We start from the raw sequence: 24117 nt of genomic DNA, 5'->3' as shown, positions 1-24117 counted from the left end.
ATGGGACGTCACCGGCGGTTGACCGGTGAGTCCACACACAGGCCGATGACCGGCAAGCACAGGCCAGGGTCGTGCGGCTTCTTCGGCTCCTCGGGTTCGGCCGCCGGGGCCGGTGCGGTCCGGCTCGGCGGTGCGGGCGGGGCCGGGGGCGTGTCGTCGCCACCCGGGTCCGCCGGCGCCGGGGCCGGCGCCGAGGCGTCCGGCGGGTTCGGTGTGTCGGGGATGGTCGTGGTCGTGGTCGCGGGGGCGGCGGCCGTGGAGGTCGCTGGGGTGCCGGTCGTGGTGGGCGGGGACGGCCGCGCGCCCTTGGTGGCCGGTGACGGGGTGAGGCCGCCCAGGGCCGTGGGCGACGTGGGGCTCGCGTCGGGAGCCGCCGGGAAGTTCGCGGCCGTGCCGGTGGCGTCGTCCGTGGCGGTGGTGACCGGGTCCGGGCGGGGCTGTGCCTCGACGGTGCCGGCGCCTGGGCCGGAGGTCAGGCGCAGGAGGCTCAGGCCGCCCGCGGCGAGGGCGAGGCCGCCGGCGGCGAGCAGGACCTTGCGGGGACGGGGCTTGCGGTGGCGGCCCCGGACCCGGGGGGCGACGGGGCCGGGTTCGGCCGGGGCCGGCTCGTGGGGCGCGGGCGGCTCAGGCCGGTGGGATGCCGTGGCGGTCCTGGTGTCCCCTTGCGGCCTCGTCGGCGTGTTCGTCGTCATCACGGTCCCTCCCCGAAACGGTCCCTCCCCGATGCACATGCGCCCCCTGTGCGCCGTGAGGGACGCACGTTATGCGCTGCCGTGGGCGGTTGGGCCGGAGTCGGGGGGTGATGTCACTCGAACGGGTGGGCGGGGGGTGGTGGGGGAACCGGACACGTCCGCCCTTTCGCGGGTGGGACGCTGCTGCGATGATCTGAGCGTCGACCTTGTTAACCCGCGTTAACCGGAGGGTGTCATGAGTGAGGAACGGTTCGGGGAGTTCGTGCTGGTGCGGCGGCATGAGCAGGGGCATGTCGCGGAGCTCGTCCTCGACCGGCCCAAGGCCATGAACGCGGTGTCGACGGAGATGGCGCGCTCCGTCGCCGGGGCTTGTACGGCGCTGGGGGAGGACAGGGACGTGCGGGCGGTCGTCCTGACCTCCACGCATGAGCGGGCGTTCTGCGTCGGGGCCGATCTGAAGGAGCGGAACTCGTTCAGCGACGCGGATCTGCTGCGGCAGCGGCCGGTGACGCGGGGGGCGTACACCGGGGTGCTGGAGCTGCCGGTGCCGACGGTGGCCGCGGTGCACGGGTTCGCCCTCGGGGGCGGGTTCGAGCTGGCGCTGGCGTGTGACGTGATCGTGGCGGACCGCACGGCGGTGGTGGGGCTGCCGGAGGTGTCGGTCGGGGTGATTCCCGGGGGCGGGGGCACGCAGTTGCTGCCGCGGCGGGTCGGGGCGGCCCGGGCGGCCGAGCTGATCTTCTCCGCACGGCGGGTGGAGGCCGTGGAGGCGGGCGAGTTGGGGCTGGTCGACCAGGTGGTGGAGGAGGGGCGGGACCGGGAGGAGGCGCTGGCGCTGGCGGGCCGGATCGCCGGGAACTCGCCGGTGGGGCTCCGGGCGGCGAAGCGGGCGTTGCGTCTCGGGCAGGGGCTGGATCTGCGGGCCGGGCTCGAGGTCGAGGACGCGGCGTGGCGGGCCACGGCGTTCTCGGGCGACCGGGCGGAGGGTGTCGCGGCGTTCAACGAGCGGCGCAAGCCGCAGTGGCCGGGGGAGTAAGGGGCCGGAGTGCCGCCGGGTGATATCGGTCGTCCCCGTTCGCGTCGTAAACAGGTCAGTCTGGCTGGAAACTCCCTAGCCTGGAGTGATGGGTGAGGACAGACGGCTGGCGGCCGTCGTCGCGTTGGCTCAGGGGATGGCGGCCGCGCACGGGTCGCGTGAGGCCTGGCGTGCCGCGGCCGCCGGGGCGTGCCGGGCGCTGGGTGGGAGTTTCGCCGCGCTGTCGGTGTGGGAGCGGGAGCTCGGGCGGCTGAGGGTCCTCGTGAACGTCGGCGAGCTGGCCGATGGCGAGGAGGAGTTCCCGGAGGACGAGGCCTACCCGGTGCACCAGTTCGCGGAGATCACCGAGTTCCTGCACGAGCAGTGGGCCGGTGGCGGGGAGCCCGACGCATGGGTGGAGACCGCCGAGGGGCCCGCCGCCGGGAGGCCCGGCTACTGCCATCAGCGGGTCGCCGCCCTGCGCCGCCGGGGCCGCGGCTGCTGCGTGGTCGCGCCCATCGTGTTGCACGGCCGGGCCTGGGGTGAGCTGTATGTCGCCCGGCCGGCCGGCGAGGCCGTCTTCGGGCGGGGCGACGCCGACTTCGCCACCGTCCTCGCCTCCGTCGTGGCCGCCGGCATCGCCCAGACCGAGCGGCTGGAGGAGGCCCGGCGGCTCGCCTTCACCGACTCCCTCACCGGACTCGCCAACCGTCGCGCCGTGGACGTACGCCTGGAACGGGCGATCGAGCGGCACCGCAGGGACGGGGCCGTCGTCAGTCTCGTCGTCTGCGATCTGAACGGGCTCAAGCGGGTCAACGACACCCACGGGCACGCCGCCGGCGACCGGCTCCTGGAGCGATTCGGATCGGTCCTGTCGCTGTGCGGAGCCATGCTGCCGGGGGCGCTCGCGGCGCGGCTCGGCGGGGACGAGTTCTGTCTGCTCGCGGTCGGGCCGGCCGCCGACCAGGTCGTCAAGGCGGCCGGTGAACTCTGCCGCAGGGCCGCCGAATTGGAGCTGGGGGACGGTGTGGCCTGCGGGGTCGCCTGCACCGAGGATCCGATCGGACCCGTGCGCTCCGCCCGGCGGCTCTTCCGGCTCGCCGACGCCGCCCAGTACCGGGCCAAGGCCGAGCGGGCGAGTAAGCCGGTCGTGGCAGGCCGGGCCGGGCCCGACGATCCCGTCGTGCGGCTCGCGGACGAGCCGTCCCAGGAGGCCGGCGGTGAGCGCCGGCGGTTCCGGGGCCGGCACGCGCCCTGACCCGGCCGGGCGGTGTGACGTATTCGGTAAGGGGTGAACGCCGCCCCCAGTGGTGACATCATCGAATTCACTGCGTACGCTCCTGAATATGGATATGCACACTGTGGTGGTGGGGACGTCCGGGGTGACCGCGTCCGACGTGCTCGCCGTGGCGCGCGGCGGCGCCCGCGTCCAGCTCTCCGAGGAGGCCGTGGCCGCCCTCGCCGCGGCCCGCGAGATCGTGGACGCGCTGGCGGCCAAGCCGGACCCCGTGTACGGCGTGAGCACCGGCTTCGGCGCCCTGGCGACCCGGCACATCAGCCCGGAGCTGCGCGCACAGCTCCAGCGCAACATCGTCCGCTCACACGCCGCCGGGATGGGCCCGGCCGTGGAGCGGGAAGTCGTCCGCGCCCTGATGTTCCTGCGGCTGAAGACCGTCTGCTCCGGGCACACCGGCGTACGGCCCGAGGTCGCGCAGACCATGGCCGACCTCCTCAACGCCGGTATCACTCCGGTCGTGCACGAGTACGGCTCCCTCGGCTGCTCCGGCGACCTCGCCCCGCTGTCCCACTGCGCGCTCGCGCTCATGGGCGAGGGGGACGCCGAGGGCCCCGACGGTGTCGTACGCCCGGCCGCCGAACTCCTCGCCGCGCACGGCATCCAGCCGGTCGAACTGCGCGAGAAGGAAGGCCTTGCCCTCCTCAACGGCACCGACGGCATGCTCGGCATGCTGGTGATGGCCCTGGCCGACCTGGACACGCTCTACCGGTCCGCAGACGTCACCGCCGCCCTGTCCCTGGAGGCCCTGCTCGGCACCGACCGGGTCCTCGCCCCCGAACTGCACGCCATCCGGCCCCACCCGGGGCAGGCCGCCAGTGCCGCCAACATGGCGGCCGTGCTGAAGGGCTCGGGCCTCACCGGGCACCACCAGGACGACGCCCCGCGCGTCCAGGACGCCTACTCGGTGCGCTGCGCCCCGCAGGTCGCCGGAGCCGGGCGGGACACCATGACCCACGCCCGGCTGGTCGCCGACCGCGAGCTGGCGTCCGCCGTGGACAACCCCGTCGTCCTGCCCGACGGGCGTGTGGAGTCCAACGGCAACTTCCACGGGGCGCCCGTCGCCTACGTCCTGGACTTCCTCGCCATCGCCGCCGCCGACCTCGCCTCCATCGCCGAGCGGCGCACCGACCGGCTGCTCGACAAGAACCGCAGCCACGGTCTGCCGCCGTTCCTCGCCGATGACGCCGGTGTGGACTCGGGCCTGATGATCGCTCAGTACACGCAGGCCGCGCTGGTGAGCGAGCTGAAGCGGCTCGCCGTACCGGCGTCGGCCGACTCGATCCCGTCCTCCGCCATGCAGGAGGACCACGTCTCGATGGGCTGGTCGGCGGCGCGCAAGCTGCGCACGGCCGTCGACAACCTCACGCGTGTGATCGCCATCGAGCTCTACGCCGCCACGCGCGCCGTCGAGTTGCGCGAGGGGCTGGCCCCGGCGCCCGCGTCGCGGGCGGTCATCGACGCCGTACGGGAGGCGGGGGTTCAGGGCACCGGACCGGACCGGTTCCTCGCCCCCGACCTCGCCGCGGCGGACGCGTTCGTGCGCGACGGGCGGCTGCTGGCCGCTGTCGAGAAGGTCACCGGACCGCTCCAGTAGGGCGGTGGGGCCCTGTCGTCCGGCGGGGCCCCCGCGTCAACGGCCGTCAGAAACCGAGGCGTTCCCGGCGTACCGAGTACACGACGAACCCGGCGCCCAGCGTGAGGCAGAAGGTCCCGCCGATCACGTACGGCGTGCTGTCGAAGCTGCCCGTGTCGGCGAGACGGGCGCCGGTGACGGAGGCGTCCGCGGTCGTGGCCGCGATCCGCGCCTGCTCCGTGACCTGCGGCGACGGGCTCGCCGAGACTGCGTCTCTCACCGGTGAGTCCGACGACGCGTTCGCGGAGGGAACGAACCACAGGGCGCCCAGCAGGGACGCCGCGGCGGTGGCGGTCAGCAACGGACGGCGAGCGGATGACACGGAATATCGATCCCCTTGTGGCGCTGGCGAATTGGCCGTGTGGAGCGATGTTAGTGAAAGTCGCGGGTCACAGGAAAGTCACGGGAGGGCCTGGACGTACGCTCCCGCCATGAGCACTCCAGAGACATCACGTTTTGTACGGCTTCGGGTGGAACTCGTTCTCGAGATCGACGACGCGGACGCGGTCACCAAGTCCGCGCTGCGCCGGATCGCCGACGAGGGTGAGATGCCGGCGGCGGAACGGGCGCACGCCGAGGGCGCTGTGACGGAAGACACCGCGGAGGCCCTCGCCTACCTCGTGGACCCCTTCGACCTGGTCAGTCAGGTGCCGGGGGTGCAGCTCCAGCAGGCCTCCTGGAGCAGCGAGCGGATCGACTACGACCCCGATTCGCCGGAGTGGGACCTCGACGAGGATGATGGCGACGACAGCGACGGCTGAGCTGTCCGGGAAACTCGTGACCCCGGGCGGCAACCGCCGCCCGGGGTCTTCGCGTCTCAAGCGGCGCACCGACCGCACCCGTATCGACCGGCCCCGTCCGTCACGGACGTGGTGATCCCCACACCTGCGCGACCTGGGGAACCGGGCGAACCGGTCGTAGCGTTGAAAGTTCCGGATGAGGACTCACGGGTCGTGACGGGGGCACTCAGTTTTCACGGGGACACTCGGGGTTTTGGGGAAATCAGCAACGATGGAGAAGCGTGTGATGACGGTCAGTAAGCGGCGCAAGGGCCTGACGGTCGCGTCCGCACTGCTCGGCGGAGTGCTGATGCTCTCGGCGTGTTCCGGAGGCGACGACAGCGCCTCCGGGAGCGACGGAGGCGACAGCTCCCAGTCGAAGGTCGACGAGGCCGCGGCGAAGAAGGCCTCCGAGGCCCAGATCAAGATCACACCCGAGGACGGCTCCGACAACGCCTCCATCAACAACTCCGCCGCCGTCACCGTGAGCAAGGGCACGCTCACCGACGTGAAGATGACGACGTCGGAGGGCGCGGAGGTCAGCGGTCAGATATCCGCCGACAAGACCAGCTGGAAGCCCACCGCACAGCTGGAGCGGTCCACCACCTACAAGCTGTCGGCCGAGGCGAAGGATTCCGACGGCCGCGTCGCCCACGAGAACGCCTCGTTCACCACCGTCTCCCCGGCCAACAGCTTCATCGGCAACTTCACCCCGGACGACGGCACCACCGTGGGCGTCGGCATGCCGGTCTCGATCAACTTCGACAAGGCGATCACCAACAAGGCCGCGGTCCAGAAGGGCATCAAGGTCAGCACGACCGGCGGCCAGGAGGTCGCCTGCCACTGGTTCAACGCCAACCGCATGGACTGCCGCCCCGAGGACTACTGGAAGGAAGGCTCCACCGTCACGCTGAAGCTCGCGCTCGACGGCGTCGAGGGAGCCAAGGGCGTCTTCGGCGTCCAGCAGAAGACGGTCACCTTCAAGATCGGCCGCAACCAGGTCTCGTACGTCGACGCGAAGACCAAGCAGATGAAGATCACGCAGGACGGCAAGGTCGTCCGCACGATCCCGATCTCCGCCGGCTCGCCCGAGAACAAGACCTACGAGGGCATCATGGTGATGTCCGAGAAGTTCAAGGAGACGCGCATGAACGGCGCGACCGTGGGCTTCACGGACGACGACGGCAAGGGCGAGTACGACATCAAGGACGTGCCGCACGCCATCCGCCTCTCCAGCTCCGGCACGTTCATCCACGGCAACTACTGGGGCGCGAAGTCCATCTTCGGCAGCGCGAACACGAGCCACGGCTGCGTCGGCCTGCAGGACGCCAAGGGTGCCGACGACCCGAACACGCCCGGCGCGTGGTTCTTCAACAACTCGATGCTCGGTGACGTCGTGGTCGTCGAGAACACCGGCGACAAGACGGTCGCGCCGGACAACGGCCTCAACGGCTGGAACATGAGCTGGGCCGACTGGAAGGCCGGTTCGGAGCTCTGACGGTCAGCCGGCTCCACTGACGAAAGGCCGCCGCCCACCCCCGACCGGGGGTGGGCGGCGGCCTTTCGGCTCTTCTCATCCATCTCCCTGACCGGCGGAAACCGCAACGCCATCACCCAGCTTCTGCCCCTGCTCGACAAGATCCCGGCCGTGGCGGGTGCCGTCGGCCGGCCACGGCGACGGCCCGACATACTCTTCGCCGACCGCGGCTACGACCACGACAGATACCGGCGACTCCTGCGGCAACGCGGCATCCGGCCCGCGATCGCCGAACGAGGACAACCGCATGGCACCGGCCTGGGCATCTTCCGCTGGGTCGTCGAACGCACCATCTCCTGGCTGCACGGCTTCCGCCGCCTGCGCATCCGCTGGGAGAGACGCGACGACATCCACGAAGCCTTCCTCGGCCTCGCCGTCTGCCTGATCAACCACCGGCACGTCCGACGCCTTTGCCAGGACCTCTTATGCGCGGCTCAAGCCCTCATCACAGACCGTCCGTGGCTTGCCGCCATGCCCTTCACCTCTCTGAGGCGCCCCTCGCCGCGAGCGTCGGCACGTGGCTGTCGGCCGTCTTCCGCGTGGCCGCGTTCCTGGTGGCGGGCCTGCTGACGTCCTCGGTGGTCTTTCGCCGGGCGCGAGTTCGGCACGCTCAAGGCACTGGGCTGGAGGTCGGGCCGGGTGACGCGGCAGGTGGTCGGAGAGGCGGTGGTCAACGGCCTGGTGGGCGGTGCGCTGGGGATCGCGCTGGGACTGGCGGGGGCGTATGCGGTGACCGCCGTGAGTCCCACGATGCAGGCACAGTTGGGCGGTGGAGGCGGAGCCGGTGGCGGCGGCTTCGGGGGCCTGAGGGGCGGTCCGGGCCGCGAGGCGGCGGCGAAGACCCTCGATGTCGCACTCACCGCCCTGGTCAGCCTGACGACCATCGCCCTCGCGGTCGCCCTGACCGTGGCGGGCTGGCTGACCGCCGGCGCGTTCGGCGGCTGGCGGGCCGCGCGGCTCCGCCCCGCGGACGCTTTGCGCCGAGTCGGACAGCGCCCCGTCAGGGGGCGTGCGCGACGAGATCATGGACGTACTGATCCGTATGTGGAACGAGCTCGGCCTCACTTTCGTGATGGTCACCCACGACTCGGCCCTCGCGGAAAGAGCCCCGCGCGTGGCGACCATCCGCAAGGGCCGGATCGCTGTCAAGAAGAACACGCGTGTGTAACCGCCCGGCCCTGTAACGGAGTTCCGGCGGCCGTGTAACAGTCGGCCGACGGAATTCCTACCTTGTTCTCATCTATTGAGCACCTGATCACCCCTCGGCATACTGCGTATTCCCGGGGGCGTACGGGCACGTGTACGAGACCACCCCCGGCCGGGTGAACGGGGAATTCACCCGGTTCTTCTGCAAGGGGGAAACTTGCGCAGACAAGTGAAAAGGGCGTGCGCGGCCACGGTCGCCACAGCGGCGGCCGTGGCCCTGGCGGCGGGTATGACCAGCCCGGCGTCGGCCAACGGCGAGCAGGCGGCAGCGGCCGCCAAGCCGGCGTCCCTCACCGCCAAGCACCGCGTCACACTGATCACCGGCGACCGCGTCGTCCTGGACGCCAAGGGCCGTGTCATCGGCCTGGAGCACGCCAAGGGCCGTGAGAACGTACCCGTCCAGATCCGCAAGGCCGACGGCCACACACTCGTCATCCCGGCCGACGCGGCCCGCCTGGTCGCCACCGGCAAGCTCGACCAGCGGCTCTTCGACGTCACCGAGCTCAACAAGTCCACGACCCGCAAGGCCCAGAAGAAGGGCCTGAAGGTCATCGTCGGCTACCGGGGCGGCGCCGCGGCCACCAAGGCCGACGTCCGCGAGGCCGGCACCCTGCGCCACGCGCTGAAGTCCGTGAACGCGGACGCGGTGCAGACTCCGCAGCAGGACACGCCCGAGCTCTGGGACGCGGTCACCAACGGCGAGAAGACCGCCTCCGGTATCGCGCACGTCTGGCTCGACGGCGTCCGCAAGGCCAGCCTCGACAAGTCCGTCCCGCAGATCGGCACCCCCAAGGCGTGGGCGGCCGGCTACGACGGCAAGGGCGTCAAGATCGCCGTCCTGGACACCGGTGTCGACGCCACCCACGACGACCTCAAGGGTCAGGTGGTGGGCGCCAAGAACTTCACCACCTCGCCCGACGCCACCGACAAGGTCGGCCACGGCACGCACGTCGCCTCCATCGCGGCCGGCACCGGCAAGAAGTCCGGCGGCAAGTACAAGGGTGTCGCGCCCGGCGCGAAGATCCTCAACGGCAAGGTTCTCGACGACGGCGGATACGGCAGCGACTCCGAGATCCTCGCCGGCATGGAGTGGGCCGCCGCCGAGGGCGCCGACGTCATCAACATGAGCCTGGGCGGCGGCGACACGCCCGCGATCGACCCGCTGGAAGCGGCGGTGAACAAGCTGTCCGACGAAAAGGGCGTCCTGTTCGCCATCGCGGCCGGCAACGAGGGCGACTTCGGCGAGCAGACCGTCGGCTCCCCGGGCAGCGCCGCAGCGGCCCTGACAGTCGGCGCGGTCGACGACAAGGACAAGCTGGCCGACTTCTCCAGCCGCGGCCCCGGCATGGACGGTGCCCTCAAGCCCGACGTGACCGCGCCCGGCGTGGACATCACCGCGGCCTCCGCCCCGGGCAACCAGATAGCCCAGGAGGTCGGCGAGAAGCCGGCCGGCTACATGACGATCTCCGGCACGTCGATGGCGACCCCGCATGTCGCGGGCGCGGCGGCGATCCTCAAGCAGCAGCACCCGGCCTGGAAGTACACCGAGCTCAAGGGTGCCCTCACCGGCTCCACCAAGGGCGGCAAGTACACCCCCTTCCAGCAGGGTTCGGGCCGCATCCAGGTCGACAAGGCCATCAAGCAGTCCGTGATCGCCGAATCGGTCTCGGTCGGCTTCGGGGTGCAGCAGTGGCCGCACACCGACGACAAGCCGGTCACCAAGGAGCTGACGTACCGCAACCTCGGTACGAAGGACGTCACGCTGAAGCTGACGTCGACGGCCACCAACCCGAAGGGCCAGGCCGTCCCGGCCGGTTTCTTCAAGCTCGGCGCCACCTCGGTGACGGTCCCGGCCGGCGGCAAGGCCTCCGTGCCGTTCACCGTCAACACCAAGCTGGGCGGCACCGTCGACGGCGCCTACTCGGCGTACGTGACGGCGACGGGCGGCGGCCAGACCGTCCGCACGGCGGCGGCGGTGCAGCGCGAGGTCGAGTCGTACGACGTGACGCTGAAGTTCCTGGACCGCGACGGCAAGGCGGCGAAGAACTACAGCGCCGACCTGACCGGCATCGCGGGCCTGGGCAAGGGCAAGGGGGCCATGCCGTACGACGCGGACGGCACCGTCACCGCCCGTGTCCCCAAGGGCACCTACGTCCTCAACACGAACATCTACGCGGGCGACGACCCGGAGACGTTCGAGGGCGTCGACTGGCTCGCCCAGCCGAAGCTGAACGTCACCAAGAACACGACGGTCACGCTGGACGCCCGCAAGGCCAAGCCGGTGGACATCACCGTCCCGGCCGCAGGCGCCAAGTCGGAGTTCGCCTCGGCCGACTACACGGTGGAGGCCGGCGACAGCAGCTACGGCTTCGGCTGGTGGCTGGACTCCTACGACAAGTTCCGCAGCGCCCACGTCGGCCCGCAGATCACCGACGGTTCGGTGACCCAGCAGTGGGACGGCCACTGGTCCAAGGGCGACAAGGAGGAGTACAACACCATCGCCGGCGGCCCGGTCAAGCAGCTCGCCACCGGATTCACCAAGCACTACAAGGCGAGTGAACTGGCCACGGTGAAGACCGGCCTCGGTGCTCCCGCGAGCGGCAAGAAGGGCGCCATCAACGCGGTGGGCTGGATGCCGTGGAGCACCGGCGCCTCCTCGATCGGCATCCAGCAGACCCTGCCCGGCACCCGGACGCTGCACCTGTCCGCCCAGGGCGGCGTGGAGTGGCAGCTCGAGTTCGCCCAGTACGGCGGTGTCGACCCGGACGGCTTCCCGGTCGACGAGGCCGCCTACTCGATGGGCACGCAGAAGTACGCGGCCGGCAAGAGCTACTCCAAGACCGTCAACACGGCTGTCTTCGGACCTCGCCTGACCGCCGACTTCGGCCTCTTCCGCGAGGGCAACGAGCTCTACGGTTCCCTGCCGCTGTTCGCCGACGGCAAGGGCAACGCGGGCTTCTCGAAGTTCTCCGCGGTGAACACGACCCTCCACCGCAACGGCACCAAGGTCGGCAGCAACGACGACCCGCTGTTCGGCGAGAAGCAGTTCAAGGTCCCGGCCGGTGACGCCGAGTACAAGCTGACGACGTCGGTCAAGCGCAGCGTCAAGGTCGCGGCGGCCTCCACCCGCATCGACGCCAGCTGGACGTTCCGCTCGAAGAAGACCACCGACATCACGAAGCTGCCCGCCTCCACGGCCCGCTTCCTCGCGACCACGGGTCTCGACAGCAAGGTCCCGGCCGACAAGACCGTCAAGATCCCGGTCACCGTCGAGGGCGCGGCCAAGGGCAGCAACCTGAAGTCGCTGTCGGTGTACGCGTCGTACGACTACGGCAAGACCTGGAAGAAGCTCACCGTCAAGGACGGCAAGGTGAGCGTCAAGAACCCGGCGAAGGGGAAGGCCATCTCCTTCCACGCCAAGATCGCCGACAAGAAGGGCAACAAGTCGACGATCTCGATCTACAACGCGTACTACGGCAAGTAAGCGGTAGCAAGCGCGTTGACGGCCCGTCGGAAGCCTCGGCTTCCGGCGGGCCCGCCGCTGTCAGTAGGGTCTTCGCATGACCGCCGCAGTGACCGCCATGATCACCGCCGTCGTGGGCGTCCTCGGCACGCTCTTCGCGCCGGTGCTCGGCCAGCGGCTCTCCGCGCGGCAGCGGGACGAGGAGACCCGGGCCGACGAGCGGCGACGGCGGTTCGAGGCGCGCAGAGACGCGTACACGGCGATGAACAGGGCCTCACGCCAGTTCCACACGCTCCTGAAGGACGCCCTGCACCGCCTGCGCGACGGGGTCTACGGCGACGCCGAGCGCGTCCAGCTCGAAGAGACCCGGCGCGACTACCGGGACCGGTACGCCGAGGCCCAGATGATCGTGCCGGAGCGGATCCTCGAGGCCTCGCGGTCCGTGAACGAGGTCCTCGCGGGCATCGACGCGGCGGTCAAGCGGCTCGACCGCGGCGTGGCCCGGGACGGCGAGAGCGCGGCGGGCGCGCTGCTGGAGCTGAAGGAGGCCGAGCCGCGGCTGTCCGCGATGCGGAGGCTGATGCGGGAGGACCTCGGCATCGTCGACTGAGGCGGGGTGGCCGAGGCGCGGCCGACTGAGACGGGGTCGACCGGTGCGGGCGCCTGTCAGTCCGACGGTGTGGAAGTCCTGGTGCCGGAGCGGGTCGCGTCCGTCCCCCAGCTCGCCAGCAGTCGCAGGGCCTCCGCCGACGGAGTGTCCGGTTCCGCGTGGTGGGTGATCAGGGACTGCTCGCCGTCGTCGACCAGGCGGAACGTCTCGAAGGAGAGAGTCAGCTCGCCGACCAGGGGGTGGCGCATGCGCTTGACGCCGTAGCTCTTCTCCTTGACGTTGTGGGCGGCCCAGAGGCGGCGGAAGTCCTCGCTCTTCACCGAGAGCTCGCCCACCAGGGCCGACAGCCGTGGGTCGTCCGGGTGGCAGCCCGCGTCCATGCGCAGGTAGCCGACCATGTCGGACGCCTTCTGCTCCCACTCCAGGTACAGCTCGCGGTACTCCGGCCGGAGGAACACCATCCGCGCCCAGTTCCGCTCCTGGGCCGGCATCTCCGCCCAGTCGCCGAAGAGGGCCGCGGCCATCCGGTTCCAGGCCAGGATGTCCGAGCGGCGCCCGACGATGTACGCGGGGACGCTCTCGATCGAGGCCAGGAGATGCCGCAGCGCCGGCCGCACCTGCTGGCTGCGCGCCACCGGCTTCTTCTTGTGCTGCTTCGGCTTCGCCAGATGCATCAGGTGCGCGTGCTCGGCGTCGCTCAGCCGCAGGGCGCGCGCGATCGCGTCCAGCACCTCCGCCGAGACGTTGTTCCCGTTGCCCTGCTCCAGGCGCGTGTAGTACGCCACGGACACCCCGGCCAGCTGCGCGAGCTCCTCGCGGCGCAGCCCGGGCACCCGCCGGCGCCCGAAGTCGGGCAGTCCCACGTCCTCCGGCTTCAGCCGGGCACGCCGGGTGCGCAGGAACTCACTGAGATCAGCGCGCCGGTCCAGGCCGCCACCGGCCGTCTGTGCGGGTTCGGGCTGTTCGTCCATGCGGTCCAGTATTCACGGTCGTACGCATACCAGCCTGACCCCGCCAGTGGTACGCACCGTGTGCGTACGCAAAAGCGTGGTCTGGGTGAGGGCTCGCGGATCGGGCAGGCTGGTGGTCGTGCCCGGTCAGAAGATCCAGAAGGCAGCCGGGCACACAACCCCGCTAGGAGAACCCCCGGCATGACCACTGCTGCTGCGTACGCCGCTCCCGCCCCCAAGGCTCCGCTGGAGCGCACCACCATCGAGCGCCGTGAGGTCGGCGAATTCGACGTCCTGATCGACATCAAGTTCGCCGGCATCTGCCACTCCGACATCCACCAGGCACAGGAGGGCTGGGGCGAGGCGATCTTCCCGATGGTCCCCGGCCACGAGATAGCCGGTGTCGTCTCCGAGGTCGGCCCGGGTGTCACGAAGTTCGCAGTGGGCGACCGCGTGGGCGTCGGCTGCATGGTCGACTCCTGCCGCGAGTGCGAGAACTGCAAGGCCGGCCGTGAGCAGTACTGCGTCCAGGGCAACGTCCCGACGTACAACGGCATCGGCAAGGACGGCGAGCCCACCTACGGTGGCTACGCGCAGAACGTCGTCGTCGACGAGAACTTCGTCGTCCGCATCCCCGACGGCCTCTCCCTCGACGTCGCGGCCCCGCTGCTGTGCGCCGGCATCACCCTCTACTCCCCGCTCCGGCGTTTCGGCGCCGGCCCCGGCAAGAAGGTCGCGATCGTCGGCCTGGGCGGCCTCGGTCACATGGGCGTGAAGATCGCCCACGCGCTCGGCGCCGAGGTGACCGTGCTGTCGCAGTCCCTGCGCAAGCAGGAGGACGGCCTGCGACTGGGCGCGGACCACTACTACGCCACCAGCGACCCGAAGACCTTCGAGGAGCTGGCGGGCACGTTCGACCTGATCGTGTCCACGGTGTCCGCCCCGCTGGACTTCAACGCCTACCTGTCGCTGCTGAAGACCGAGGGCACGCTGGCCAACGTCGGCGCCCCCGAGGAGCCCGTCTCCCTCAACCTCTTCTCGGTGATCGGCGGCGGCAAGACCCTCGCCGGTTCCATGATCGGCGGCATCGCGGAGACCCAGGAGATGCTGGACTTCTGCGCCGAGCACGGCCTCGGCGCCGAGATCGAGCTGATCCGAGGTGACCAGATCAACGAGGCGTACGAGCGGGTCCAGGCCAGCGACGTGCGCTACCGGTTCGTGATCGACACGGCGACTATCTGACGCCCGGCCTCGCCCGGCCTCCCGTGCAGCAGCCCTGAGGGCCCCGGCCGTGTGCCGGGGCCCTCAGGGCGTTCGTGATGCACGGCGGGGCGCACGCGGGTACACATGGGGGAGTGCACCAGGGGGTTCGCCAGGTACGTCAGGGGAGGCCCACCATGACCGTGCAGCTGAACCACACCATCGTCGTCGCCCACGACAAGCGCGCCTCGGCCCGGTTCCTCGCCGACCTCCTGGGGCTCGACGTGAGTCCGCCCTACGGCCCGTTCCTCCCCGTCGAGATCCCCAACGGAGTGACCCTCGACTTCATGGACATCCCCGGCGCCGTCACACCGCAGCACTACGCCTTCCTCGTCTCGGAGGAAGAGTTCGACGAGATCTTCGGCCGCATCCGGGAAGCCGGCCTGACGTACTGGGCGGACCCGTTCCACAGCCGCCCAGGCGAGATCAACCACCACGACGGCGGCCGTGGGGCGTACTTCGACGACCCCGACGGCCACCGTCTGGAGATCATCACGAGGCCCTACGGCAGCGGCGGCTGAACCGTCCGCACCCCTGCTCCGGGGGAGAAGCTGGGCTAGGAGCCCTGCCCCGACCCACCGGGCCGGTCCTGCTCCTCGAAGGTCCACACCGCGCGGGACCCCGGGCCGACCACCAGGGCCGAGTGGCCGATCCGCTCCACGTGCCGGTACGACACCGGCCGGTTCAACGACATCTCCACCTGCCTGAGGCCCACCTGGTCCAGGGGCACGGACTCGAACCGGATCGTGGTGCCGCCGCCCTTCGCGAGCCCGGCAGGGACCGGACGGCGAACCCGCCGGCCTTCAGCAACGGCACGGTGCCGGCGAGGTCGCGTGCGGTCACCGCGAGCCGGATGCCGGTCACGTCCCGCATCCGATGGTCGCGGTAGGCGTCGGGCAGGTAGCGCTCCCGGCCCACGTCACCGGAGTGGGAGGCGGGCTCGGTGTTGCCGCGCGGGTCGGCGAAGTACTCCGGCCGGTACTCCATCCCCCAGGCGCCGAAGAGGTCGTACTGGTCGGTGGTGAAGACGGCGTCGAACCAGGGCACGGGGACGCCGTCGCCGAAGTCGCGTGTCTGCCGGAACTCGACCGGGTCGGTGATCCCCGACGCGTGCAGCCGCTCGACGACCGTGGGCAGGTCCCCGGCGCGCTCGGTCGACACGCCCAGGCCGGCGGAGCCCAGGGTGCCGTCCTTGCCGGGCACGTCACCCACCCCGAACAACTCCAGGTAGGTCTCGCGTCCCATCAGATAGCGGCCGGTCCAGGTCTGCCCGCCGGAGCCGGTCGTGGTGCGGACGTGGAAGTCGGCGAAGTCCCGCAGAGAGGAGGAGTGCTCGATGGCGTCCGCGGTGGCCCGGTCGAGCACTCCGTAGGCGTGGTTGTAGAACAGCAGTTGCCGCCCGGCCGCCGTCCCGTTCTCGGCGGCCCCTGCGGTGCCCGCTCCGCCCTGGACCGCCCCCGCGAGGGCCAGAGCGATGACCATGATCAGCTGTAACGCCCGCCTGAGAACCATGTGAGGGAGCGTAGAGCGGGAGGAGACGCTTCCGCTGCGGATCGCGCCCTTGGCAGGTCAGGTCTTGGTCAGCGGGGACGCCGGCGGGGACGCCGGTGGTGAGGCGGGCGGGGGCTCCTGCCCGCCCATGTCGAGCCGGAACGGCGGGTACTGATCGGTCATGAGCGCGGAGTAGGCCGTCACCCGCGCCGCCCAGCGGGCGAGGCCGATCAGGAAGTCGAAGAGGTGCCGCGGGTAGCGGGCGGTGAAGAGCAGGATGACCACGGCGACCAGGGAGAGATAGGGCATCAGCCCGCCGCCCCGCCAGCCGTCTCCGCCGCCCCAGCCGCCACCGGCGATGATCGCGACGGCGATGTACTGGGGGATCGCCAGTAGCCACCACTTCACCAGCACCAGCCCGCGCGACAGCCGCTCGGGGTAGGCGATGTCGAAGCGCGCCGGGTAGTCGGGCACGTCGGCGAGGGTGAACGGCGGGTACCGGTCGGTGCCGAGCGCGGTGTGCGCGTAGTAGCTGACCCGCCAGTTCCAGCGCAGCACACCGACGTTGAAGCCGAAGAGGGGGCGCGGGTAGCGGGCGGTGAACAGGATGGCGAAGAAGGCGATCACGGTCACGACGGCGAACGCGATCCACAGGAACACCAGCACGATGTAGTGCGGGATGGCGAGCAGCCACTTCACCAGCCACATCCACCGGGACAGGCGAGGATCGACGGACGCCTCCAGACGCACGGGTGACGCGGTGGCAGGATTCATGGGGCGGCTCTCCCTTCGCCTGCACACTCGCAAGCGAGGCGAGGCCCCGCGACCTGAGCGGGGCCGTTCGCGCGTCGGGCCGCCCCACGGGGCGCTACGGCCGCTACGGGCCGCTATGACGGGACGGCGGCTCCGGCATCCGGTTCGCCGGCTCCCGGTGCGCCGGTCCCCGATTCATCCGCCGGGTCGACGAGTTGCTCGCGCACGTAGTTCCAGACCACCGCGATCAGCGCGGCGATCGGCACGGCGAGCAGGCTGCCCACGATGCCGGCCAGGCTGCCGCCCAGGGTCACCGCCAGCAGGACGACGGCCGCGTGCAGACCGAGGCCACGGCTCTGGATCATGGGCTGGAAGACGTTGCCCTCCAGCTGCTGCACCACGACGATGATGGCCAGCACGATCAGCGCGTCCGTCAGGCCGTTGGAGACGAGCGCGATGAGCACCGCGACGAAGCCGGCGAACAGGGCGCCGATGATCGGCACGAACGCCGAGACGAAGGTCAGCACCGCCAGCGGGAGCACCAGCGGGACGCCCAGGATCCACAGGCCCAGGCCGATCAGGACGGCGTCGAGCAGGCCGACGGCCGCCTGGGACCGCACGAAGGCGCCCAGGGTGGCCCAGCCGCGTGCGAACACGGTCGGGACGTCGGTGGCGAGCCGGCCGGGCAGCTGACGGGACAGCCACGGCAGGAACCGCGGGCCGTCCTTGAGGAAGAAGAACATGAGGAAGACCGCGAGGACGGCGGTCACGACGCCGTTCACCACGGTGCTCACCCCCGTGACGACAGCGCCCACCATGCTGCCGACGCCCTCCTGAGCGCGGGAGACCGCGCTGTCGAAGGCCTGGTTGATCTGCGCGTCCCCGATGTTCAGCGGCGGCCCGGCGGCCCACTCGCGCAGCCGCTGGATCCCCTCCACGACACCGTCGGTCAGCTCTCCCGACTGGGACGCGACCGGCACGGCGATCAGCGCCACCACACCGGCGGCGACCAGCAGGAACAGCACGGTCACGACCGACGCGGCCAGGGCGGGCGGCCACCCGCGCCGGCGCAGGAACCGGGCCGCGGGCCAGGTCAGCGTGGTCAGCAGCAGCCCGACCACGAGCGGCCACACCACGGACCACATACGGCCCAGCAGCCACAGGGTCACGGCCAGCCCGGCCAACACCAGCAGGAACTCACCGGACACCCGCGCGGATATCCGCAGCGCGGCACGGGATCTGGAGGTACTCAAGGGCGCAGTCACGAGGGCACCCTATGGGGTGCCCCGGCCCTGCCGGGTCACCCGGTGTCCGAGTCGGCTCTCAGCCGTCGGCCCTGGCCAAGCCGATCGGGCAGGAGACCCCTGTGCCGCCGATGCCGCAGTAGCCCGCGGGGTTCTTGTCCAGGTACTGCTGGTGGTAGCCCTCCGCCGGGTAGAAGGGGCGGCCCTGCGCCGTCACGATCTCCGTGGTGATGTCGCCGTAGCCGGAGGACGTGAGGACCTTCTGGTACTCCTGGCGGGAGGACCTGGCTGTGGCCTCCTGCCCGGGGGTGTGGGTGTAGACCGCCGAGCGGTACTGCGTGCCCACGTCGTCGCCCTGGCGGAAGCCCTGCGTGGGGTCGTGGGACTCCCAGAACGTCTTCAGGAGGCGCTCGTAGGAGATCTGCTCGGGGTCGAAGACCACGCGCACGACCTCGGTGTGGCCCGTCAGGCCCGAGCAGACCTCCTCGTACGTGGGGTTCTCCGTGTGCCCGCCCTGGTAGCCGACGAGGGTCGTCCAGACACCGGCCGGGAGCCGCCAGAAGGTGCGCTCGGCGCCCCAGAAGCAGCCCAGGCCGAAGTCGGCCGTCTCCAGGCCCTCGGGGTAGGGGCCGAGCAGCGGGTTGCCGAGGACGGTGTGGCGGTCGGGGACCGTGAACGCCGGCTCCGCGCGGCCGGACAGTGCCTGCTCGGGGGTGGGCAGCTGGGACGTACGGCTGTGCGGGAACATGCGGTCTCCAATCGGGGCGACGCCCTCTGCAACGAGCCCGGACGTCCCGGAATTCCGGCGGACGCGGCCCCGGCGGGGCTCAGTGCGGCAGGCTCGCCGGGCTGCCGCCGTTCGCCTCGTAGCCCGCCACCGCAAGCGCCCGGTACACCGCGAACTCCGCCGCCGGGTCGGCGGACAGGGTCCAGGGCAGGGCGCCCACGTGGCCGTCGATGTGTATCAGCTGGTTCATGGCCTCCGACCAGCGCTCGCTGCGGACCAGGAAGAACATCAGCATGTGCCGCACATGCGCCAGCATCGGGTCGTCGGGGCGGGCCGAGTGCACCGCGTGCAGCGCGCCGTGAACCGCCTTCGTGACGACCTCGCTCTGCCAGAAGCTGCCGACGAGGGTCACCTCGGGGAGATGCTCGAACACCGCGAAGAGGGGCATCGCCGAGAGAAGGGAACCTCGCGGCGCCCGGGCCGCCGCGGCCTCGGCGAACGCGTACGCCTCCGCACGGGAGCCGTGCCACTTCTCGCACCAGTAGTGCAGCGCGGCCAGGTGCGCCCCCATGTGGGCCGGGGCGCGGTCCAGGATCTTCAGCCAGACCTGCTCGAAGTCCTTCTGGGAATAGCCGAGACCACGGGCCACCGACAGTTCGACGATGTACGGGATCGGGTCACCGGGGGCCAGCAGCGCCGCGTCGCCGCACGCCGCCCGCGCCTCCTCCATGATGATCCGGAACTCGTCCGTCCCGGGCGTCGCCGTCCGCCACGCCTGCTGCACCAGGAACTCGGCGTGCACCGCCGCACCGCCCGCGTCCTTGGGCGCCTCGGCCCGCCACACGCGCAGCCACTGCCCGCCCGGCGCCTCGCTCACCCCGCCGGGCCGCTGCGACAGCTCCAGCGAGGCAGCGCCCGCGAAGGCCTGCACGCGCTGCCAGCGCCGCTCGCCCTGCGTCTCCGTGCCCGCCAGGAGCTGCTGTGCGGCGCGGTAGTCCTGCGTGCGCTGCACCACGTCCAGGACGTCCAGCAGGTCCTGGTCGGGGCCCGGCATGCGGATGTCGAGCTCCTCCTCCAGGACGAAGCCGTAGTTCGCCGGGTCCGCGGCGTCCGGGTGGTCGGGCGAGACCAGCCCTATCGCACCGCGCCTGCGCCGCAGGAAGGGGAGCAGCACGAAGCCCAGCATGACCAGCGCGATCAGGACCCAGAGAATCTCCATGCAACAAGCGAACCAGACGGCGCCGACAATTGGCCAACCTGCTCCCGGAACCTGTGGAAAACCTCGTGTCGCCCCGTCCCCCGGCACTCTTCGCGTCGGCGCACTACCCTCGGTGCTCATGAGCGACAGGCACATCAGTCAGCACTTCGAGACGCTCGCTATCCACGCGGGCAACACCGCCGACCCCTTGACGGGCGCGGTCGTCCCGCCGATCTACCAGGTCTCGACCTACAAGCAGGACGGCGTCGGCGGGCTGCGCGGCGGTTACGAGTACAGTCGCAGCGCCAATCCCACCAGGACCGCGCTGGAGGAGAACCTCGCCGCCCTGGAGGGCGGCCGCCGCGGCCTCGCGTTCGCGTCCGGGCTGGCGGCCGAGGACTGCCTGCTGCGTACGCTGCTCACCCCCGGGGACCACGTGGTCATCCCCAACGACGCGTACGGCGGCACGTTCCGCCTGTTCGCCAAGGTCGTCGCCCGCTGGGGCGTGGAGTGGTCGGTCGCCGACACCAGCGACCCGGCCGCCGTGCGGGCCGCCCTCACCCCGAAGACCAAGGTCGTCTGGGTGGAGACCCCCTCCAACCCGCTCCTGGGCATCACCGACATCGCCGCCGTCGCCCAGGTCGCCCGGGACGCGGGCGCCCGCCTCGTCGTCGACAACACGTTCGCCACGCCCTACCTCCAGCAGCCGCTGGCGCTGGGCGCGGACATCGTCGTGCACTCGCTGACCAAGTACATGGGCGGCCACTCCGATGTCGTCGGCGGCGCCCTGATCACCGGCGACGCCGGCCTGGGCGAGGAACTGGCCTTCCACCAGAACGCGATGGGCGCGGTCGCCGGCCCCTTCGACTCCTGGCTGGTGCTGCGCGGCACCAAGACCCTCTCGGTGCGCATGGACCGGCACAGCGAGAACGCGGCCAGGATCGCCGACATGCTCACCCGGCACGCGCGCGTGAGCAGCGTGCTGTACCCGGGCCTGCCGGAGCACCCCGGTCACGAGGTCGCCGCCAAGCAGATGAAGTCGTTCGGCGGCATGGTCTCCTTCCGGGTCGAGGGCGGTGAGGAGGCGGCCGTCGAGGTCTGCAACCGCGCCAGGATCTTCACCCTGGGCGAGTCCCTGGGCGGCGTCGAGTCGCTGATCGAGCACCCCGGCCGTATGACGCACGCCTCCGTGGCCGGCTCGGCCCTGGAGGTCCCCGGCGACCTGGTGCGTCTGTCCGTGGGCATCGAGAACGCCGAGGACCTGCTGGAGGACCTTCAGCAGGCACTCGGCTAGAGCGGCCCCCTCGGGGGGTCACCAGCCGGTGAGGGGTGGAGTCGTGTCGGACGGCGGCTCCACCCACGGGCGGGCCGTCAGCGCCCACACCGTGAAGGCCAGGGCCGCCGCGAACAGCAGCAGCCACATGACGCGGCGGGCGAGCGTGCGGCGCCGCAGCATGCGGCCGCCGCGGCGCACCGCCTCCGTGTGGATCTCGGTCGGCACGGGCCGTGGCGCCTGCTCCAGGAGCCGCCGTACGGCCGCCTCGCGGTCGTTGCCGCTCATGCCGCCCTCCGGTCGCCGGCCGGGTTCATGACGGCACCGCCTTCGTGGCCGTCACCGCGGGCGCAGGGCCCCGCGGCCGGTGCAGCAGGGTCGACGTCGCCCGGTGGGCGATCGCCCGTACGCGCTCCGGGGACAGGCCGAGCAGGGCCGCCGTCTGCTCCTCGGCGACACCCTCGTGGAGGTGGAGCACCAGGACCAGCCGTTCCTGCGGGGTCAGCGGAGCCATGGGGCTCGTGGAACGCGGCCGGGAGCGGCCGAGCGCGCCGAGATGGTGCCACGCGCCGCGCGCGAAGCGGGTGGCCAGGTACTGGCGGGTGCGGTCGTACGGATCCTCGCCGTGCAGCCGGTCCCAGCTCGCGTACGTGTGGGCCAGCGCCAGCGTCAGCAGGCGCCGCGCGCGGGGGTTGTCGTCGGGGGTTTCGGCGGTGAGCAGTGTGGCGGCGTGCAGCAGCCGCCCGGCCGCGCCCGCGACGAACGCCTCGAACTCCCGGGCGCGAAGGGCTGCCCGGGACGCCTGCCGCTCCAGCACCGCGCCTCCCGCCCTGACGGCGACCCTGAGGATGCGGGCACCCGGCCGTGCGCTTCGGGGCCCGGTCTCATATCAGGCCAGGGACTGCCCCGGGGTCAAGAGCCGCGCACGGCTCGGGCGGTACCGCGCACGCGTGGGGCCCCGGTCGTCGTGCCGTGCGCCGTGCGGATCCCGCGCCGTGAGGCGTTCAGGCCGTCGACTGCGCCTCCGGCCCCGGCACGCCCTGCGCCGCCATCCGGGAGGACAGCGCGGTGTTGAAGCGCGTGAGGAGGTCGCAGAACGCCTCACGCTCGTCCGGCTCCCAGTCGTGGGTCAGCTCGGCCATCAACTGCCGCCGGGAGGAACGCACTTCCTCCAGGCGGGCCTGCCCGCGCGGGGACAGCTGCAGCACCACCGCGCGCCCGTCCTCGGGGTGCGAGGTGCGCTTGACCAGGCCGGTGTCGACGAGCGGAGCCACCTGCCGGGTGACCGTCGACGAGTCGATCCCCATGCTCGCGGCCAGCGCCTTGACGCCCATCGGGCCTTCCTTGTCGAGGCGGTTGAGCAGCAGATACGCGGCGCGGTCCATGGAGTTGCGCACCTGTCCGACTCCGCCGAGCCGGGTCTGTTCGGCACGGCGGGCGAAGAGCGCCACCTCGTGCTGCAGCGTGTCGAGAAGACCGGTGTCACCGACGGTCGTCATGTCCATCGACATTTCAGGTGTTGTGGGCATGGCCGGGGGCTCACTTCGTGGAGGGCTGGCAGATTGGGGGACAGGGTACGCGGCCGGAAGGCAGGCCGTACCGGCGCTGCGCAAAGCGGGTCTCGGAGGTTGGTCACAACGGTCGTTCCCGCCTGTGAACTGCGATGCTGGAGTCATGAGCTACAGCACGGCTGACTCCTTTCGGCCCGTCACCCTCGACGACGTGCGCGGCGCGCAGAAGATGCTCTCGGGTGTGGCGCGGGTGACCGCGATGGAGGGCAGCAGGCACCTGTCCCAGATGGTCGGTGCGCCGGTGCATCTCAAGTGCGAGAACCTCCAGCGGACGGGCTCGTTCAAGCTGCGCGGCGCGTACGTGCGGATCGCCGGTCTGCTGCCGGAGGAGCGCGCCGCCGGTGTCGTGGCCGCGAGCGCCGGCAACCACGCGCAGGGCGTCGCCCTGGCGTCCTCCCTGCTCGGTGTGGGCTCCACGGTGTTCATGCCGAAGGGCGCCCCGCTGCCCAAGGTCAGCGCCACCCGGGACTACGGGGCGGAGGTACGGCTGCACGGCCAGGTGGTCGACGAGACGCTGGCCGCCGCGCAGGAGTACGCGGCCGGGACGGGCGCGGTGTTCATCCACCCCTTCGACCATCCCGACGTCATCGCGGGCCAGGGCACGGTCGGCCTGGAGATCCTCGAGCAGTGCCCCGAGGTACGCACGATCCTGGTCGGGATCGGCGGGGGCGGGCTGGCCGCCGGGATCGCGGTGGCGGTGAAGTCCGTGCGGCCGGACGTGCGGATCGTGGGTGTCCAGGCGGCGGGCGCGGCGGCCTACCCGCCCTCGCTGGCGGCGGGCCGGCCGGTGACGGTCGAGAATCCGGCGACGATGGCCGACGGCATCAAGGTCGGGCGGCCCGGCGACGTGCCGTTCGGGCTCATCGGTGAGCTGGTGGACGAGGTGCGCACGGTCAGCGAGGACGAGCTGTCCGCCGCGTTGCTGCTGTGTCTGGAGCGGGCCAAGCTGGTCGTGGAACCGGCCGGGGCGAGCCCCGTCGCGGCGCTGCTGAGCGAGCCCGGCGCCTTCGAGGGCCCGGTCGTCGCGGTGCTGTCCGGCGGCAACGTCGACCCGGTGCTGATGGAGCGGGTGCTGCGGCACGGCATGGCCGCGCAGGGCCGCTACCTGGCGGTCCGGCTGCGGCTGACGGACCGGCCCGGTGCGCTCGCCACTCTTCTGGGCGCGTTGTCAGTGGTCGACGCTAACGTCCTGGATGTGAGCCACGTGCGAACCGACCCACGGCTCGGGCTCACGGAGGCGGAGGTCGAGCTGCACCTGGAGACGAAGGGCCCGGCGCACTGCGCCGAGGTGGGTCAGGCGCTGCGCGAGGCGGGCTACGCGGTCATCGGCTGACCGGGTACCCGAGTCGGCCGAAGATCGTTTCGTCTCGCGGAGTGCACCGTGGAGAAACTCGTTGTGAGACGCGATACATCGCGTT

At 71.4% G+C, this 24117-nt stretch carries 21 protein-coding genes and 4 pseudogenes; 14 read left to right on the top strand and 11 right to left on the bottom strand.

Going from position 1 to position 24117, the window contains the following annotated elements:
* Positions 1 to 8 precede the first annotated feature (8 nt).
* Positions 9 to 692, bottom strand: a complete 684-nt coding sequence (locus IO24_RS0106390; protein ID WP_051905862.1) for a hypothetical protein — start codon at positions 690 to 692, stop codon at positions 9 to 11.
* Positions 693 to 927: 235 nt separating this feature from the next.
* Between IO24_RS0106390 and IO24_RS0106385 the strand changes: the two genes are divergently transcribed.
* The 3 genes from IO24_RS0106385 to hutH all read left to right on the top strand — a co-directional run bounded on the left by IO24_RS0106385 (position 928) and on the right by hutH (position 4598).
* Positions 928 to 1728, top strand: a complete 801-nt coding sequence (locus IO24_RS0106385) for an enoyl-CoA hydratase/isomerase family protein (RefSeq protein ID WP_031132767.1) — start codon at positions 928 to 930, stop codon at positions 1726 to 1728.
* An 88-nt stretch (positions 1729 to 1816) separates the two neighbouring features.
* Complete coding sequence (locus IO24_RS0106380; RefSeq protein ID WP_031132765.1) at positions 1817 to 2965, top strand: GGDEF domain-containing protein; 1149 nt, start codon at positions 1817 to 1819, stop codon at positions 2963 to 2965.
* A gap of 94 nt (positions 2966 to 3059) precedes the next feature.
* A complete protein-coding gene (gene hutH, locus IO24_RS0106375) occupies positions 3060 to 4598 on the top strand; it encodes a histidine ammonia-lyase (protein ID WP_031132762.1) in 1539 nt (512 codons plus the stop codon).
* A gap of 46 nt (positions 4599 to 4644) precedes the next feature.
* Here the strand turns inward: hutH and IO24_RS0106370 are convergent, their stop codons facing one another.
* Positions 4645 to 4959 carry a hypothetical protein gene (locus tag IO24_RS0106370; RefSeq protein ID WP_199808806.1) on the bottom strand — a complete coding sequence of 105 codons (315 nt, stop codon included), beginning with the start codon at positions 4957 to 4959 and terminating at the stop codon, positions 4645 to 4647.
* A 109-nt stretch (positions 4960 to 5068) separates the two neighbouring features.
* Between IO24_RS0106370 and IO24_RS0106365 the strand changes: the two genes are divergently transcribed.
* The 7 genes and pseudogenes from IO24_RS0106365 to IO24_RS0106340 all read left to right on the top strand — a co-directional run bounded on the left by IO24_RS0106365 (position 5069) and on the right by IO24_RS0106340 (position 12232).
* Complete coding sequence (locus IO24_RS0106365) at positions 5069 to 5398, top strand: hypothetical protein (RefSeq protein ID WP_031132760.1); 330 nt, start codon at positions 5069 to 5071, stop codon at positions 5396 to 5398.
* Between the two features lie 265 nt (positions 5399 to 5663).
* Positions 5664 to 6914, top strand: a complete 1251-nt coding sequence (locus IO24_RS0106360; protein ID WP_031132758.1) for a L,D-transpeptidase — start codon at positions 5664 to 5666, stop codon at positions 6912 to 6914.
* Between the two features lie 78 nt (positions 6915 to 6992).
* Positions 6993 to 7361: pseudogene (locus IO24_RS42715) on the top strand (transposase); the annotation flags it as partial.
* An 89-nt stretch (positions 7362 to 7450) separates the two neighbouring features.
* Positions 7451 to 7940: pseudogene (locus IO24_RS42710) on the top strand (ABC transporter permease); the annotation flags it as partial.
* 22 nt (positions 7941 to 7962) lie between these two features.
* Positions 7963 to 8121: pseudogene (locus IO24_RS42705) on the top strand (ABC transporter ATP-binding protein); the annotation flags it as partial.
* A 207-nt stretch (positions 8122 to 8328) separates the two neighbouring features.
* Positions 8329 to 11643: a S8 family peptidase gene (locus IO24_RS0106345; protein ID WP_031132754.1), complete on the top strand. Its 3315-nt coding sequence runs from the start codon at positions 8329 to 8331 to the stop codon at positions 11641 to 11643.
* Between the two features lie 76 nt (positions 11644 to 11719).
* On the top strand, positions 11720 to 12232 hold the full coding sequence (locus IO24_RS0106340; RefSeq protein WP_031132751.1) for a hypothetical protein: 513 nt from the start codon (positions 11720 to 11722) through the stop codon (positions 12230 to 12232).
* 56 nt (positions 12233 to 12288) lie between these two features.
* Here the strand turns inward: IO24_RS0106340 and IO24_RS0106335 are convergent, their stop codons facing one another.
* Entirely contained in the window at positions 12289 to 13203 is a 915-nt protein-coding gene (locus tag IO24_RS0106335; RefSeq protein WP_031132749.1) for a helix-turn-helix transcriptional regulator, read from the bottom strand.
* 180 nt (positions 13204 to 13383) lie between these two features.
* On the opposite strand from IO24_RS0106335, the gene IO24_RS0106330 reads away from it, so the two are divergent.
* Both IO24_RS0106330 and IO24_RS0106325 read left to right on the top strand, forming a co-directional pair.
* Positions 13384 to 14424 carry an NAD(P)-dependent alcohol dehydrogenase gene (locus IO24_RS0106330; protein ID WP_031132747.1) on the top strand — a complete coding sequence of 347 codons (1041 nt, stop codon included), beginning with the start codon at positions 13384 to 13386 and terminating at the stop codon, positions 14422 to 14424.
* Between the two features lie 155 nt (positions 14425 to 14579).
* The gene (locus IO24_RS0106325) at positions 14580 to 14963 is read left to right on the top strand and encodes a VOC family protein (RefSeq protein WP_031132744.1); all 384 of its coding nucleotides are present in this window, start codon (positions 14580 to 14582) and stop codon (positions 14961 to 14963) included.
* A 35-nt stretch (positions 14964 to 14998) separates the two neighbouring features.
* On the opposite strand, the pseudogene IO24_RS40395 reads toward IO24_RS0106325, so the two are convergent.
* From IO24_RS40395 to IO24_RS0106300, 5 genes and pseudogenes are all read right to left on the bottom strand, one after another.
* Positions 14999 to 15930 (bottom strand): annotated as a pseudogene (locus IO24_RS40395) (DUF5829 family protein).
* An 81-nt stretch (positions 15931 to 16011) separates the two neighbouring features.
* On the bottom strand, positions 16012 to 16707 hold the full coding sequence (locus IO24_RS0106315) for a DUF4389 domain-containing protein (RefSeq protein ID WP_031132742.1): 696 nt from the start codon (positions 16705 to 16707) through the stop codon (positions 16012 to 16014).
* 113 nt (positions 16708 to 16820) lie between these two features.
* The gene (locus IO24_RS0106310) at positions 16821 to 17951 is read right to left on the bottom strand and encodes an AI-2E family transporter (RefSeq protein WP_045295953.1); all 1131 of its coding nucleotides are present in this window, start codon (positions 17949 to 17951) and stop codon (positions 16821 to 16823) included.
* A gap of 58 nt (positions 17952 to 18009) precedes the next feature.
* Positions 18010 to 18678: a peptide-methionine (S)-S-oxide reductase MsrA gene (gene msrA / locus IO24_RS0106305; protein WP_031132737.1), complete on the bottom strand. Its 669-nt coding sequence runs from the start codon at positions 18676 to 18678 to the stop codon at positions 18010 to 18012.
* Positions 18679 to 18757: 79 nt separating this feature from the next.
* Positions 18758 to 19876 (bottom strand): hypothetical protein, encoded by a 1119-nt coding sequence (locus IO24_RS0106300; RefSeq protein WP_031132735.1) that lies wholly within the window; start codon positions 19874 to 19876, stop codon positions 18758 to 18760.
* Between the two features lie 118 nt (positions 19877 to 19994).
* Between IO24_RS0106300 and IO24_RS0106295 the strand changes: the two genes are divergently transcribed.
* Positions 19995 to 21149, top strand: a complete 1155-nt coding sequence (locus tag IO24_RS0106295) for a cystathionine gamma-synthase (RefSeq protein ID WP_031132733.1) — start codon at positions 19995 to 19997, stop codon at positions 21147 to 21149.
* Between the two features lie 18 nt (positions 21150 to 21167).
* Here the strand turns inward: IO24_RS0106295 and IO24_RS0106290 are convergent, their stop codons facing one another.
* From IO24_RS0106290 to IO24_RS0106280, 3 genes are all read right to left on the bottom strand, one after another.
* Complete coding sequence (locus IO24_RS0106290) at positions 21168 to 21416, bottom strand: hypothetical protein (protein WP_031132732.1); 249 nt, start codon at positions 21414 to 21416, stop codon at positions 21168 to 21170.
* A gap of 25 nt (positions 21417 to 21441) precedes the next feature.
* A complete protein-coding gene (locus IO24_RS0106285; protein ID WP_031132729.1) occupies positions 21442 to 21945 on the bottom strand; it encodes a sigma factor-like helix-turn-helix DNA-binding protein in 504 nt (167 codons plus the stop codon).
* A gap of 187 nt (positions 21946 to 22132) precedes the next feature.
* Complete coding sequence (locus tag IO24_RS0106280; protein WP_031132727.1) at positions 22133 to 22639, bottom strand: MarR family winged helix-turn-helix transcriptional regulator; 507 nt, start codon at positions 22637 to 22639, stop codon at positions 22133 to 22135.
* Positions 22640 to 22802: 163 nt separating this feature from the next.
* Between IO24_RS0106280 and ilvA the strand changes: the two genes are divergently transcribed.
* Positions 22803 to 24032, top strand: a complete 1230-nt coding sequence (gene ilvA, locus IO24_RS0106275) for a threonine ammonia-lyase (RefSeq protein WP_031132725.1) — start codon at positions 22803 to 22805, stop codon at positions 24030 to 24032.
* The last annotated feature ends 85 nt before the right edge of the window (positions 24033 to 24117 follow it).

The organism is Streptomyces flavovariabilis, assembly GCF_000725785.1.
Lineage (GTDB): Bacteria > Actinomycetota > Actinomycetes > Streptomycetales > Streptomycetaceae > Streptomyces > Streptomyces hawaiiensis.
The sequence above is the reverse complement of the archived record's forward strand: the minus strand, read 5'-3'. Positions and strand labels throughout refer to the sequence as shown.

What these genes read in the sequence shown, in the direction of transcription:
- IO24_RS0106390 (WP_051905862.1), bottom strand. Translation starts at nt 692, where the DNA reads ATGACGACGAACACGCCGACGAGGCCGCAAGGGGACACCAGGACCGCC.
- IO24_RS0106385 (WP_031132767.1), top strand. Translation starts at nt 928, where the DNA reads ATGAGTGAGGAACGGTTCGGGGAGTTCGTGCTGGTGCGGCGGCATGAG.
- IO24_RS0106380 (WP_031132765.1), top strand. Translation starts at nt 1,817, where the DNA reads ATGGGTGAGGACAGACGGCTGGCGGCCGTCGTCGCGTTGGCTCAGGGG.
- hutH (WP_031132762.1), top strand. Translation starts at nt 3,060, where the DNA reads ATGCACACTGTGGTGGTGGGGACGTCCGGGGTGACCGCGTCCGACGTG.
- IO24_RS0106365 (WP_031132760.1), top strand. Translation starts at nt 5,069, where the DNA reads ATGAGCACTCCAGAGACATCACGTTTTGTACGGCTTCGGGTGGAACTC.
- IO24_RS0106360 (WP_031132758.1), top strand. Translation starts at nt 5,664, where the DNA reads ATGACGGTCAGTAAGCGGCGCAAGGGCCTGACGGTCGCGTCCGCACTG.
- IO24_RS0106340 (WP_031132751.1), top strand. Translation starts at nt 11,720, where the DNA reads ATGACCGCCGCAGTGACCGCCATGATCACCGCCGTCGTGGGCGTCCTC.
- IO24_RS0106335 (WP_031132749.1), bottom strand. Translation starts at nt 13,203, where the DNA reads ATGGACGAACAGCCCGAACCCGCACAGACGGCCGGTGGCGGCCTGGAC.
- IO24_RS0106330 (WP_031132747.1), top strand. Translation starts at nt 13,384, where the DNA reads ATGACCACTGCTGCTGCGTACGCCGCTCCCGCCCCCAAGGCTCCGCTG.
- IO24_RS0106325 (WP_031132744.1), top strand. Translation starts at nt 14,580, where the DNA reads ATGACCGTGCAGCTGAACCACACCATCGTCGTCGCCCACGACAAGCGC.
- IO24_RS0106315 (WP_031132742.1), bottom strand. Translation starts at nt 16,707, where the DNA reads ATGAATCCTGCCACCGCGTCACCCGTGCGTCTGGAGGCGTCCGTCGAT.
- msrA (WP_031132737.1), bottom strand. Translation starts at nt 18,678, where the DNA reads ATGTTCCCGCACAGCCGTACGTCCCAGCTGCCCACCCCCGAGCAGGCA.
- IO24_RS0106300 (WP_031132735.1), bottom strand. Translation starts at nt 19,876, where the DNA reads ATGGAGATTCTCTGGGTCCTGATCGCGCTGGTCATGCTGGGCTTCGTG.
- IO24_RS0106295 (WP_031132733.1), top strand. Translation starts at nt 19,995, where the DNA reads ATGAGCGACAGGCACATCAGTCAGCACTTCGAGACGCTCGCTATCCAC.
- IO24_RS0106290 (WP_031132732.1), bottom strand. Translation starts at nt 21,416, where the DNA reads ATGAGCGGCAACGACCGCGAGGCGGCCGTACGGCGGCTCCTGGAGCAG.
- IO24_RS0106280 (WP_031132727.1), bottom strand. Translation starts at nt 22,639, where the DNA reads ATGTCGATGGACATGACGACCGTCGGTGACACCGGTCTTCTCGACACG.
- ilvA (WP_031132725.1), top strand. Translation starts at nt 22,803, where the DNA reads ATGAGCTACAGCACGGCTGACTCCTTTCGGCCCGTCACCCTCGACGAC.